The sequence below is a fragment of the Streptomyces sp. NPDC055140 genome, from assembly GCF_053607285.1.
In genome coordinates this window covers 17210-29933 of sequence record NZ_JBSGTG010000021.1, presented here as the reverse complement: position 1 = coordinate 29933, position 12724 = coordinate 17210, and the positions used below count along the sequence as shown (strand labels likewise).

The window sequence follows — 12724 nt, the reverse complement described above, 5'->3', positions numbered from 1 at the left end:
CGACGGCGTCAGCCCTTGCGGACCGTGAACTCTCCGCGTCGTACGCGCAGGATCGTGCGCCCGCCCTCGTACGAGGACTTGGCGCCCTCGCAAAGCGCCCGGCCATCGACGGCCACGACTGCCTCGTCGCCGAGTGAGCGGAAGGTGACCCTGCCGTCCGCGATCCCGGTGATCTCGGCGGTCGCGTACGCGATGTGGAGCCCGCCCGCCGCCAGGCCCAGCGGCAGCATCGCCGCGCTCGCCCCCGCCAGGTGCAGCCGCTCACCGCCGAACAGCGCCTTGCCCTTCTCGGCGACCGTGCAGAACTCGGCGTAGCCGGAGGTGACGTTGAAGGCGTGCAGCAGACGGCCGCCGTGCTCGTTCTTCGTGGTGAGCATGAACACGCCCGCGTCGGTCGCGCTGTGGGTGATCGCGGGCGCCGCGCCCAGGATCTTGAATGCGCCGAGCCAGAAGTCGAGGTCGCAGCGGTACGCCGTGGTGATCACGACCGCCCGCCCCTTGCCGACGGGGATGTCGAAGCCGCAGCCGTCGCCCGTGGACACCTCACGCAGCACCGTCTCGCCCCGACTCGCCGAGCACAACTGGGCCTTGGACACCCGGATCTCGGCCCGCGGCGCCGCCCACCCGTGCGCGGTCGCGGACAGCCAGAACTGGTTCGCGTCCGTGAGGGTCTTGCCGGGCGTCAGACCTAGTGCGTCCCGCAGCACCGTGCAGGACGCGCCCGTCATGTCCTTGCCCGGCACCTGCCCCGACAACAGCAGCCGCCCGCCCGCACGCAGGTACCGCACAAGACGCTCCTGCACCATGCGCGCCAGGTACTGCCCTGTGGCCAGGGCGAGGACCGGCTGCTTGGCCGGATCCAGGTCTCCGGCCTGCAGATCGACGCTCCGGTACCGGAAGCCGCCGAGCAGCATGGCCCGCGAGAGGGCGCCACGCGGGCCGAAGCCGCGGGTGCCTGTCACGTCGTCGACCACGGCCTGCACGGCGTCGCTGTCCGGCGGCCGGTACTCGGTGAGGTAGTGGTCGGGCACGAAGCCGAGCACCACGTCGTCGTACTCCGCCTTCATCGGGGCCAGCGCCGCGGCCAGCCCGCGGACGGCGTGCGCCGTCTCCTTGGTGGGGGCGAAGCTGACGCCGGGCCTGCCTTCGGGGTCGACGGGTGCGGCGAAGCCATGGCGTTCGCCCGTGATGCCGATACGGTCGTTGCCGTCGCCGACCGGCTTGTCGAGCTTCGGGTTGAAGCCGCCCGCGAACAGGTAGTAGTTGATCATCTTCGCGCCCTGGGCGACGCAGAGCCGCGTCTTGAGCCCGACCGCTCCACGGCCTGTCTCATTGCTCAGGTCGTCGCCGTAGTCGGCGTGCCCGGCGTCGAACTCCAGGGCCGTCAACGGCTGATCACTGTCATTGACGGCGTCCATGAACGCATTGACCAGATACAGGTCCGTCACGTTGCCGAGGGTCAGATCGCCGAGGTAGAAGTCCGCGCCGGAGATCATCCCTGGCTTGCCCGCATAGGACTCCATCAACTGGCTGACACCGATCGGGAAGTTCTCAGCACTGCCGCCGCCCGTGCCGTGGATGTTGATCAGGAACGGGATGCCGCGGACCCCGCCCGCCTCCGCGTACGAGCGCAGCCGTGCCGCGTAGTCGGCGATGGCGCCGCGCATGTACGTCCCCAGGTCGTGCATGAGGGCGGGTGCGTAGCCGTCCTTCGGGGAGCGGATCGCGGCGTCACGCTCGGCGGCGCTGCCACCCGCGAAGGGATAGCGCTCGGCCAGATCCTGCCGGTACGTCGAGTCCAGCCAGGCGTTGAAATCCCGCAGACAACGGTCGGTCAGGATGGGCCCGTTGCTGACCCACGGCAGCATGCCGATCTCGTTGTCGAGCTGGCAGGCGATCACGCCGGGCCTGCCCTTGCGGTGCAGGCGCTCGGCGATGACCGGCATCACCGCGTCGTACCAGCGCCTGGCCTCCTTGAGGTACGCGGGCGCCAGGTAGTCGACGGCGGCCGTGGTGGCCTTGTCGCCGTTCCAGCCCTTCGGCACGATCTCCGGGTGGTCCGTGCGCACCCGCTGCGGGACACCCTCACCCTTGAGCTCGGCCATGGTGAACGGGCCGGGCCTGGCGATGACATGGAAGCCGTTCTCCCGGCACAGATCAAGGAACGCGCCCAGGTCGCGCTCGGGCCTCGTCCGGCCGGTGACGTCGATCGAGCCGTCCGCCGTCTCGTGCCACATCCACGGGATATACGTGGCGATGGCGTTGAGCCCGGCGTCCTTCGCCCTGTCGAGCCGTGACTGCCAGTCGGCGCGCTTGAGGCGGAAGTAGTGGATCTCACCAGCGAGGACCACAGCCGGTTCGCCGTCGATGAGGAACTGCTTGTCGCGGTACGTGACCGAGGCAGGGGAGGCCTCGACCGGCGGCGAGGTCCTACCGGTCGCCACCGCGGTGTTCAGCGACCCGGAAGCCGCTGCCAGGGCGACCCCCGCGCCCAGGCCGCCCAGGACGGTTCTGCGCCGCGGAGCGGAGGCGGTGGTGGCGGTGACCGGCACGGACTGCTGCTTCATCGCGGCTCCTCGGTGCTCACGTGCTCCGGTGTGTCCAGGTAGTGCAGTTGCAGCGCGGTGAGCTGCGCCGTGAGGTCCTCGACGACCTGCGCGTACTCGGGGTCGTCGTACCGGTTGTGCAACTCGTCCGGATCCCGCTCCAGATCGAACAGCTCCCACTGCGGCGCACGGGTCTGCGGCGACGCCCCGACCTGCCCCGAACCGTGGCCCGGGTAATGGATCAACTTGTGCGTCCGCGTACGGATCCCGTAATGGGCCTGCACGCCATGGCACACGTCCAGATGCTCGAAGTAGCGGTAGTAGACCGCGTCACGCCAGTCGTCCGGCCGCTCGCCCCGCAGCAGCGGCAGCAGACTCCTGCCCTGCATCCGCTCGTGCGCGGGCACGTCGGCCAGGTCGAGGATCGTCTGCGCGTAGTCGACGTTCGCCACCAGTTCGTCGCACGACGAACCCGGCTCCACCGCCCCCGGCCAGCGCACGACCAACGGGATGCGCAGCGACGGCTCATACATGAACCGCTTGTCGAACCAGCCGTGTTCACCCAGATAGAAACCGTGGTCGGAGGTGTACGCGACCGCGGTGTCGTCGGTCAGCCCGCCGACATCGAGATAGTGCAGGACTCGGCCCACGTTCTCGTCGAGCCCCGCGATCACCCGCAGGTACTCCCTGATGTAGCGCTGATAACGCCACTCCCGCTCCTCCCGCTCCGAAAGTCCCTCGGGCACCGGCATCTTGAGGTCCTGCGGCAGCAGATCCGACATCCGCATCCGCGCCTCGGCCGCCGCGCCCGCCCGGTTCGCGTAGTCGTCGTGGAGCGTGGCCGGGGCCGGAATCTCCTCGTGTTCGTACAGGTGACGATGGCGCTCGGCCGGCTCGAAGGCGCGGTGCGGCGCCTTGTGCTGGATCAGCAGCGCGAACGGCCGCTCCGGATCCCGCCGGTCCAGCCAGTTCAGGGCCAGGTCGGTGATGATGTCGGTGACGTAGCCGCTGTACTGGTGCTCACCGTCGGCGGTCAGGAAGGTGGGGTCGTGGTACTGGCCGTGCTCCGGAAGGATCTCCCAGTGGTCGAAGCCGCACGGGTCGCTGACGCCACCGTGGCCCAGATGCCACTTGCCGACGATCGCTGTCTGATAGCCCGCCGCCTGCAACATCTCGGGGAACGACGGCTGACGTGCGTCGAACTTCTGCCCGGACTGCTCCAGCGTCGTCATGCCGTGTACATGGCTGTACGCGCCGGTGAGGAGCGTCGCACGGGCGGGGGAGCAGATCGAGTTCGTACAAAAGGCGTTGTCGAACCGCATGCCTTCGGCCGCGAGACGGTCCACCGCCGGGGTCCGGTTGATGACACTGCCGTATGCGCCGATGGCCGGCACGGCGTGGTCGTCGGTCATCATCAGGATGATGTTGGGGCGCCGGACGGGGCGACGGTCCTGTCCGTGTCCGGTGTCCGTCATATCCCGAAACTCTCCTTCGCCAGCAGCGGCCGCACGCGCCGCGCGAACCCTCCGCTGCGGAACGGGCCTTGCAGCAGCCCCGGCTTGAGCACTTGGGCGAGCGCCGCCGCGATCATGCCCTGATCCAGCGCGAGCATGTAGTCGCTGACCCGGCCCGTGTTCACGTCGACCGAGTCGCGGAAGCCCAGGCCGTCCTCGTAGGCCCCGAAGTCCCGGGCGATGCGCAGCAGGTTGGTGACCGCCTCGTCGTGTGCGAACGGCATCGCCAGGAAGGACGCGTGCGGAGTGACCACGCCGCCGGAGGTGTAGCCGTCGACCGCCATGCCGAGGGCGTCGACGCCGTACGTGGCATAGCCGCCCGCGGGGACGTCGGCAGGGGAGAAGCCCCAGTAGCCGTAGGCCTCCTCGACCATCCCGTGCTCGATCTGACTGCGCACGTAGCGCTGGTGGTTGAGCCCCCACGCGCCCGGCGACCACGCCGCCTCCGGCACGAACAGCGGCACCATCAGCGCCTCGAACATCGACCCGCCCCACGAGGGGACGATCTTGCGGCCTCGGTACGTGTAGTGCCCGCGCCACAGCCGCACACCGTCGACCGTGACCCACTCACCCTCGGGCCGCTGGTCCTGCTCGGCGCCCGGCTCCAGCGTGCGGAACGTGTGCCAGTAGTGCTCGCCGGGCAGCGAGCCATCGGCGATACCGAGGTAACTGGCCATGCGTGGCTCGGTGTTGAGCGCGCCGTACCAGTGCGGGGTGAAGGACTCGGTGGCCGTGGAGTAACCGCCGTGCAGCTGGCCGGGGTTGGCCGCCGGATCCGAGGCGTCGTACGGCGTGTAGTAGAACGACCAGTCCGCGTCCGCGAGCAGCCGTGCCACGCGCGGGCGCAGCTCCGCGTCGGCGTCGGCGGCGATCCTCAGGCCTGTGACCAGCCAGGCGTTGTCGACGGACGACAGGAACGGGTCGACCGGGTCGCCGCTGCCCGGCCACGTCGTGAGGGTCTCGCCGGTGTAGGCGTCGTACCAGTTGAACCAGAAGCCGTGGGCGCGCTCCAGCCGCTCGACGGCGGTGACGGTGCGGGAGAGGCGGCGGTGCATCGTCGTGGTGTCGATGACCCCGAGCCCGCCGGCCGCGACCGTCGCCCACAGCCCGCAGCCGATGTTGGTCGGTGAGGTGTTGACGGACGGCGTGAGCGTGCCCGCGGTGACGTTCATGGTGTCCGCGGCCAGTCCGAAGTCCGTGGTCAGGGCTTCGATGGAGCGATACGTGTCGCGGAACCAGCGGCGCAGCAAGGCGTCGGTGTCGGCGCCGGCGGCCGTGCCGGTGGCGCCGAGAGCGAGGGCGGTGGAGGCGCCCGCAGCGGTGGCGAGGAAGGTGCGTCGTTTCATCCGGTCTCTCCTGTGGGGGCGTGGTCAGATACGGGACAGGTGGAGCGAGCGCAGGCCCGGCAGCGGGACGTCGAGTGACAGGGATGCGGTGCCGTCCGGTGTCGTCGTCAGCGTCGGGAGTGGGTCGTGGGGCAGAGGGTTGCCGAGTGTGTCGCGGGCCGTCTCGGCGTCGGTGGGAACGGTCTCCGAGCAGTGCAGTGAGGCTGCGTACGAGGCGTCCGCGGCGAGGCCGGTCACCCGCACAACGGCCGTGCGGTCCAGCGCTGCCGAACCCGACGGCGTACCGGTGCGGTCGGCGGCCGTGTTCCAGACCACGACGTGCACGTGCGAGCCGTCGTCCGTGTGCCGGGCCACGGCGCGGACCAGGGCCTGGGCGCCGTCGCCGGTGACATGCGGGGGTACGGCGCCGGTGGCGTCGACCGTGACTGTCACGGTCGCGAGGGTGATACCCCGGGCCTTGACGCACCCGGGAACGGGCGTCGGGGTCAGCGCGCCGGGGCTGTCGTCGGTTCGGGCCGCGACCTTGTACCAGTAACCCCGACCGGGTTCGGCCCGGGTGTCGGCGTACGGAGGGCGGGGGAGGGGCTGCCCGGGCAGGGGCTCGTAGGGGCCCTCCGCGAACGGTGAGCGGTGCACCACGTATTCACGGGCGCCCGGCACCGGCTCCCAGGTCAGGAGCACATGACCGGTGCCGTCCTCGGCGCGCAGTCCGGCGGGCGGTGGCAGAGTGATGTCCTGTGCCGGGTGCGAGGGGTGGGGGGTGCGCCGCGTGGCGATCCTCGGTGACATGGTGGTCCGCCTCTCGAATGGATGCGCATACATTCTTGGCGTACGGATTCACCGGTCCCCGCTCCCGTGACACGGGACGGGAACCGGCCGGTGGAAAGGGCTACTTCAGCCCGGCGGTGGCGATGCCCTGGGTGAAGAAGCGCTGGAGCAGGACGAAGACAAGCAGCACCGGCAGCACCACGAGGAACGCCCCTGCCATCAGGACGCCGTTGGAACCGTCCGCCTGGGTCGGATCCGTGGCGAACGTGGCGAGCGCGACCGGGAGTGTGTACTTGCCCGGGTCGTTGGTGGCGACCAGCGGCCACAGGAAGTTGTTCCAGGAGCCGAGGAACACGAAGATCGACAGCGTCGCGAGGGCCGGCTTGACCAGCGGCAGCACGATCCGCCAGAAGATGTACCACTCGCGGGCGCCGTCCATCCGCGCCGCCTCGAGCAGCTCGTCCGGGATGGCCTGGATGAACTGCCGCATGAGGAAGACGCCGAAGGCCCCGGCCGCGAACGGCAGGATCAGCGCGGCATAGCTGTCGATCAGCCCCATCGCGCTCATCATCACGAACATGGGCAGCAGCATGAGGTTGCCGGGCACCATCAGCGCGCCGAGCACGATGCCGAAGATCGGCCGCTTCCCGGCGAAGTTCAGCTTCGCCAGGGCGTAGCCGAGCATCGAGCAGAACAGCAGATTGCAGACGGTCACGAACACAGCCACGAGCAGGGAGTTGAAGAGCGCCTGCCCCACGTCCATCCTGTCGAGCAGTTCCCGGAAGTTGTCCAGGGTCCACTCGGACGGCCACCACACCGGTGGGCTCGCGCCCAGCTCCCGCTGCGTCTTGAACGACGACAGCGCCATCCACAGGAACGGCGCGACCGTCACGATCAGTCCGACGGTGAGCAGGACGTAGACGAGTGTCCGACGGGCCCGGGCCGCCGGGTCCCGCCGCGCCTTGCTCGCCGGGGCCGCGAGCGGGGCCCGGGTCTCAGTCGTGCTCATGACGTCTTGTCCTTCAGGAGGCGGAGCTGGAGCGTGGTGATCGCGAGGACGATCACGAACAGGACGTACGCCATGGCGCTGGCGTAGCCCATGTGGAAGAAGTCGAAGCCCTCGCGGTACATGTGCAGCGAGATCGTCAGGGTGCTGTCGTTCGGGCCGCCGTCGGTCATCACGAACGGCTCCTCGAAGACGTTGAGGAAGCCGATCGTGGTCATGACGGCGACGTAGAGCATGGTGGGCCGCAGCAGCGGCACCGTGATCCTGCGGAACTCCTGGAAGATCCCCGCGCCGTCGATCCGTGCCGCCTCCCGAACCTCCGTCGGAATGGCCTGCAGACCGGCGAGGAAGAGGACCATCGCCGAGCCCATGTTGCGCCAGACGGCCATCATGATCAGTGAGGGCATCGCGAGTGTCTCGGAGCCGAGGAAGTCCGGTGTCTGGATGCCGAGTTGGTGGCCGAGGCCCGCGATCAGGCCCTCGCTGGGGTCGAGGACGAAGCGCCAGATGACGGCGACGGCCACGATGGCGGTGACGACCGGCGCGTAGAAGCCGACGCGGAAGAAGGTGCGCAGCCGGTCGATGCCCGAGTTGAGCAGCACCGCGGCCGCCAGGCCGCTGCCGATGGTGAGCGGCACGCCGAGGATCACGAAGTACCCGGTGTTGAAGAGCGCCTTGACGAACTTGTCGTCCTGGAACAGCTTCGTGTAGTTGTCCAGGCCCACGAACTGCGCCGACAGCGGATCAGTGACGTTGCGCAGACCGAAGTCGGTGAAGCTCATCAACAGCGTGGCCACGATCGGGAACGCCATGAAGGTGAGGAACAGGACCAGGAACGGCGTGGAGAACAGCCAGCCGGCGAGATGGTGGCGGGACAGCCGGTCCCGACGGCGCCGGTCGGGACCGGCGCCGTCGTCCTGGGCCTTCGGCACCACTGCGTCCTGCCCGGCACCAGGCGTACCGGCCTGTGCGGTGGTGGTGCTCACGGGGTCAGCCCACCAGCCCCTCGGCCGTCTTCTGCAGCGCCTTCGCGGTCGCCGCCGGGTCCGCGCCCTGCGAGATCTTCGCCAGGGCGCCCTCGACGGCCGCGGCGAACTCGTTCCACTTCTCCAGCGGCGGGATCGCCTTCGCCGTGTCGAGCGAGGTCTTGAAGGTGGCGAGCGAGTCGCCGCCGCCCTTGAGGGCGGGCTCGTCCCAGGCGGCCTTGTTGGCCGGCAGCGCCTTGTCCGCCTCGTACCACTTGGCCTGCGTCTTCGGCGTGGTGAGGTACTGGGTCAGCTCCTCGGCCGCCGCCTTGTGCGCGCTGTTCTTGAACGTGACGAGGGACGCGCCGCCGACCCAGGAGGTCGAGGTCTTGTCCGCCGGGACGGGCACGACCTTGTACTTGCCCTTGATCTGCGGCTGCTGGTCGTCGATGTTCGCGACCATCCACGGGCCGGACTGGAACATCGGCCGCTTGCCGGAGGCGAAGTCCTTGGTGACGTCGTACCCGGGCGTGAAGGTCTTCTTGGCCAGACCCTTCTTGAAGTAGCCGGCCCACTCGGTGAACGCCCGGATCGCCGCGGGGGAGTCGAGGGCCGGCTTGCCGTCCTCGCCGATCAGTTCGCCGCCGGCCGAGTACAGGTACTGCACCCAGCTCTGCCAGGCGCCGGTGCTGCTGGGCTGCAGGTCCGTGCCCCACTCGGCGCCCGCCTTCTGGTAGGCGGCGGCGAGGGCCTGCTGCTCCTTCCACGTGGTGGGGGCCTTGTCGACGCCGGCCTTCTCGGCGAGGTCGGTGCGGTAGTAGAGCGCGCGGGTGTCGGCGTACCAGGGAACGCCGTACGCGGTCCCGTCCTGGACGTTGCTGTCCCAGGTGGCGGGGAAGAAGTCGGACTTCTTGAACGTCTTGGTGTCCACCGGCTCCAGAGCGTCCAGGGCGATGAACTCGCCCATCATCGTGGAGCCCATCTGCGCCATGTCCGGGGTCTTCTTGGCGGCGATGGCCGACACCAGCTTCTGGTGCACGACGTCCCAGCCCACCGGGGTGACCTTGACGGTGATGTTCGGGTGCTGCTTGGTGAACTCGTCGGTGACCGCCTTGAGGCGGGTGCCCTCCTCGCCCATGGCCCACACCGTGAGCGTTTGCTTCTTGTCCGCTGCCACCTGCTCGCCCCCGCCGCTTCCGCAGGAGGTCAGGGCGAGCGCCGTCACCACCACGGTCGCGGCGACGCTGACGGACTTGGTGCGTGTCATGGGGCCCTCCAACACATTCATGTATGCGCTGTACGTAAGCGCATACATGACCCTGTAGTACGAGGCGGACCGACTCAAGGGGTCTGGAGGTAACGCTTCCGTAAACGTGCGGAAATCCGCGAACGCATAGCCTGCAAAGGGCGGTTACGCCCCGCTCAAGCTGTGCGTTCCTCTGCACATCCGCAGCTCGCCCGGCGCGTCACCGTCACCGGCAGCACGCGTACCTCGGCCGCCCGGTCGCGCTGGTGGAGCCGGGCGATCAGCAGCTCCACGGCCACCTCGCCCAGGCGCCCGGTCGGCTGCCGCACGGTCGTCAGCGTCGGCCGCACCAGACGACTCAGCGGGATCCCGTCGAAGCCGGTCACGGCGATGTCGTCCGGGACGGCAACACCGCGCGCCTCCAGGGCGTGCAGCGCGCCCACCGCCATCTGGTCATTGGCGAACACCAGGCCGTCGGGCATGGCCTCGTCCCGGTCGAGGAGCTCCAGCGCGGCCTTGCGGCCCGCGGCCTGGGTGAGGTCACCTCTGGTGTCGGGTGCCTTCGGCAACGGCAGTCCGGCCTCCAGATGGGCGGCCTGGAAGCCACGGAAGCGCGCCTCGCCGTCAGGTGAGTCGGCCGGGCCGCCGGCGAAGGCGAGACGGCGCAGCCCGTGGTCGACGATCAGGTGCCGCGTCAGCTCCAACTGGCCGTCGAAGTTGGCCACTTCGGCATGGTCGTAGCCGGCGTGCCGCTCCCCGGCCAGCAGGACGACGGGCTGCCGACGCCCCACGACGTCGAGATCCTCTTCGGTCAGCGACTGCGCGAGCACCGCCAGACCGTCCACGCGCCCCGCCACCTCGGCGAGTTGCCGGCCGGCCTGGTCGGCGTGCGCGGCCGAGATCAGCAGCGCGTAGCCCTGACGCCGCGCCGCGCGCTCCATGCCGCGGATGACCTGGTCCGAGTAGAGCACCAGCTCGGCGTCCTCGGCGCCCGGCGCGTGCTCCGCCTCGGTGTCATGGAAGTCGGGGAAGCAGAGTCCCAGCACTCCGGTCGCGCGGCTGGCGAGCCCGCGGGCGCTGCCGCTCGGCACATAGCCGAGTTCGCGCGCCGCGCCCAGGACCTTGTCGCGGGTCGCCGCCCGGACCGCGTCGGGATTGCGGTAGACGCGCGACACGGTCGCGATGGAGACGCCCGCCTGTTCGGCTACGTCGTACACCGTGGGAGTGGTCATCTTGCTGTCTCGCCTCGCCCCTTCGCCCGGCACCCTGTGGCGTGCCCGGCTGCCCGCCGTCGTTGCTGAAAGCGCATTCAGCCTACGGTCGGGCCGGGTGCCGGGGCAACATACCAGGTGCTGGTGCTGGTGCTGGTGCTGGTGGCGGTGGCCGCTGGCCTGGGTGCCTGGGTGCCTGCGCGTGCGGTGTCGTCAGCGGCGCGCGTCGTACAGCACGGGGTTGAGCAGAGTGTCCGGGACCTGGCCGATCGCCGTGCCGGGCATCCAGCCGCGGTCCGCGGCCTGGTGGTCGTTCGTGGCCTCGGCGACGCGGATGTCGGCGTCCATATAGATCACCGTCATGACGCGGCGCGGGACGGCGGCGCGGTTGGGCCCCGCGTGGTGGAAGGTCCACCCCCGGTGGAAGCTCGCGTCGCCGAGCGCGAACGGCTCCACGACGTCCTCGAAGTTCTGCTCGCTGACGGTCTGCTTGAGGCGGGCCTCGGACTCGTCGGAGATGGGCAGGTCGCGGCCGTACGCGAAGTGGTGGCTGCCGCGGGCGAAGGCGAGCGGGCCCATCTCCATAAGGGTTTCCTGCAGCGGCAGCCAGACGGTCACGCAGCGGTCTGAGGACAGCGGCCAGTAGTACTGGTCGGCGTGCCAGGGCGTGATGCCGCCGGACGGCTCCTTGTACAGCGCCTGGTCGTGGTAGAGCCGCACCGCGTGCACACCGAGCAGCTCGGCGGCGATCTGCGCGAGACGCCGGGAGAACACCAACTCCTTCACCTTCTCGTTGTGTTCCCACAGGTTCGTCACCTGAAGGAACGCCTTGCCATAGGTGTCACGCTCCGCCAGTGGCAGGTCCTGGGTGTTGAGCCGGATCACCTCCGAGGTGATCGTCGGCTCGTACGCGGCGATCGTCTCGGGCGTGAGCACGTTCCGCAGATGCGCGAACCCGTCCCGGTCGAAGTCCGCCACGGCGTTCGACGGCAGGCCGTCGTAGGGGCGGTCGAGTTCCGGCATCGGCGACGTCGCCGTAACGGTCATGGCGGACTTCTCCTCGCTGTATCGGCGTGGTGCTGGTCCTGCGGGAGGCAGGTCTCCACCGTCGCAGCGGACGCCCGCGGGGGCTACGCCGCCAATGACCCGTTCCGGTACTCAGTTGCCCCGCAAGCGCCGGGCCCGCCTGCGTTAGTCTCCACGCCGTGAAACCGCGCCACGAACGATGGAGTCTCCCCGAGGACACCACCTTCAAGAGCTTCATCCGGCGTGAGAGCGCCTTCGACTTCGGCTGGCACTATCACGCCGAGTACGAGCTGGTGCTGATGACCGAGGGATCGGGCACGCGCTACGTGGGTACCACCGTCGAGCCGTACGCGCCCGGGGACCTGATGCTGATCGGCCCCGACGTCCCCCACACCTTCGTATCGCGGCCGCACCCCGACGGCGTCGCCGAGGCCGCCGTCGCCCAGTTCCGCTACGACTTCCTCGGCCCGGACTTCTTCGCGCTGCCACAGTTTCGCGCTGTGCGTACGCTGCTGGCGCGATCCGCCCGTGGCCTCCTGTTCACCCGCACCTCCGACGCCGTGCGCACGCGGCTCACCGGCCTGCCGGAACAGCGTGACAGCGCGGCGGCCACGGTCGCTCTGCTGGCCGTCCTGGGACGTCTCGCCCACCACGTCGACGACGCAGCCCTGTTGACCAGGCCGGGGTACGCACCCGCTCCCGACACCGAGGCGCGCCGCCGCGTCGACGACGTCTGCCGCCACCTCCAGCGGGCACACACCCGACCGGTCGAGCTCGTCGAGATCGCCGCGATCGCGCACATGGCACCGACCTCGTTCAGCCGCTTCTTCCGCCGCACCATGGGCCGCACCCTCACCGACTATGTCAACCAGCTGCGCACGGAGACCGCTTGCCGACTGCTGGCGTCGACCGAGCTGCCTGTCACGGAGGTGGCGGCCCGCAGCGGATACCAGAACCTCTCCAACTTCAACCGCCGCTTCCTGCAGCTGCAACGCATGCGGCCCAGCGAGTACCGGGCAGCTCATCTGCCCAGGTGAGCCTGGGCCGGTCCGACCCGCCTGTTGCTTTCCAGGCCGTACCACGCCGGCCGCTTCGC

10 protein-coding genes are annotated in these 12724 nt (G+C 69.6%); 1 reads left to right on the top strand and 9 read right to left on the bottom strand.

Annotated features, from left to right (window positions below):
- Positions 1-8 precede the first annotated feature (8 nt).
- The 9 genes from ACWFR4_RS32800 to ACWFR4_RS32760 all read right to left on the bottom strand — a co-directional run bounded on the left by ACWFR4_RS32800 (position 9) and on the right by ACWFR4_RS32760 (position 11649).
- The gene (locus ACWFR4_RS32800; protein ID WP_453655757.1) at positions 9-2567 is read right to left on the bottom strand and encodes a beta-galactosidase; all 2559 of its coding nucleotides are present in this window, start codon (positions 2565-2567) and stop codon (positions 9-11) included.
- Positions 2564-4021: a sulfatase family protein gene (locus ACWFR4_RS32795; RefSeq protein ID WP_453655756.1), complete on the bottom strand. Its 1458-nt coding sequence runs from the start codon at positions 4019-4021 to the stop codon at positions 2564-2566. The genes ACWFR4_RS32800 and ACWFR4_RS32795 overlap by 4 nt, the downstream gene beginning before the upstream one ends.
- Positions 4018-5406, bottom strand: coding sequence for a glucoamylase family protein (locus ACWFR4_RS32790; RefSeq protein WP_453655755.1), 1389 nt, complete (start codon positions 5404-5406; stop codon positions 4018-4020). Before ACWFR4_RS32790 ends, ACWFR4_RS32795 begins: the two co-directional genes overlap by 4 nt.
- Positions 5407-5430: 24 nt before the next feature.
- Positions 5431-6195, bottom strand: a complete 765-nt coding sequence (locus ACWFR4_RS32785; RefSeq protein WP_453655754.1) for a hypothetical protein — start codon at positions 6193-6195, stop codon at positions 5431-5433.
- 100 nt (positions 6196-6295) lie between these two features.
- Positions 6296-7183, bottom strand: coding sequence for a carbohydrate ABC transporter permease (locus ACWFR4_RS32780; RefSeq protein WP_389532736.1), 888 nt, complete (start codon positions 7181-7183; stop codon positions 6296-6298).
- Positions 7180-8166: a carbohydrate ABC transporter permease gene (locus ACWFR4_RS32775; protein ID WP_453655753.1), complete on the bottom strand. Its 987-nt coding sequence runs from the start codon at positions 8164-8166 to the stop codon at positions 7180-7182. Before ACWFR4_RS32775 ends, ACWFR4_RS32780 begins: the two co-directional genes overlap by 4 nt.
- A gap of 4 nt (positions 8167-8170) precedes the next feature.
- Positions 8171-9412 carry an extracellular solute-binding protein gene (locus ACWFR4_RS32770; protein WP_453655752.1) on the bottom strand — a complete coding sequence of 414 codons (1242 nt, stop codon included), beginning with the start codon at positions 9410-9412 and terminating at the stop codon, positions 8171-8173.
- 155 nt (positions 9413-9567) lie between these two features.
- Positions 9568-10623: a LacI family DNA-binding transcriptional regulator gene (locus ACWFR4_RS32765; RefSeq protein WP_453469243.1), complete on the bottom strand. Its 1056-nt coding sequence runs from the start codon at positions 10621-10623 to the stop codon at positions 9568-9570.
- A gap of 192 nt (positions 10624-10815) precedes the next feature.
- Positions 10816-11649, bottom strand: a complete 834-nt coding sequence (locus ACWFR4_RS32760; protein WP_453655751.1) for a phytanoyl-CoA dioxygenase family protein — start codon at positions 11647-11649, stop codon at positions 10816-10818.
- A gap of 158 nt (positions 11650-11807) precedes the next feature.
- Here ACWFR4_RS32760 and ACWFR4_RS32755 point away from each other — a divergent pair, with 158 nt between their 5' ends.
- Positions 11808-12665 carry an AraC family transcriptional regulator gene (locus tag ACWFR4_RS32755; RefSeq protein ID WP_453655750.1) on the top strand — a complete coding sequence of 286 codons (858 nt, stop codon included), beginning with the start codon at positions 11808-11810 and terminating at the stop codon, positions 12663-12665.
- Positions 12666-12724: the final 59 nt, after the last annotated feature.

Coding starts and splice junctions, on each gene's coding strand:
- ACWFR4_RS32800 (WP_453655757.1), bottom strand. CDS start 2,567: ATGAAGCAGCAGTCCGTGCCGGTCACCGCCACCACCGCCTCCGCTCCG.
- ACWFR4_RS32795 (WP_453655756.1), bottom strand. CDS start 4,021: ATGACGGACACCGGACACGGACAGGACCGTCGCCCCGTCCGGCGCCCC.
- ACWFR4_RS32790 (WP_453655755.1), bottom strand. CDS start 5,406: ATGAAACGACGCACCTTCCTCGCCACCGCTGCGGGCGCCTCCACCGCC.
- ACWFR4_RS32785 (WP_453655754.1), bottom strand. CDS start 6,195: ATGTCACCGAGGATCGCCACGCGGCGCACCCCCCACCCCTCGCACCCG.
- ACWFR4_RS32780 (WP_389532736.1), bottom strand. CDS start 7,183: ATGAGCACGACTGAGACCCGGGCCCCGCTCGCGGCCCCGGCGAGCAAG.
- ACWFR4_RS32770 (WP_453655752.1), bottom strand. CDS start 9,412: ATGACACGCACCAAGTCCGTCAGCGTCGCCGCGACCGTGGTGGTGACG.
- ACWFR4_RS32765 (WP_453469243.1), bottom strand. CDS start 10,623: ATGACCACTCCCACGGTGTACGACGTAGCCGAACAGGCGGGCGTCTCC.
- ACWFR4_RS32760 (WP_453655751.1), bottom strand. CDS start 11,649: ATGACCGTTACGGCGACGTCGCCGATGCCGGAACTCGACCGCCCCTAC.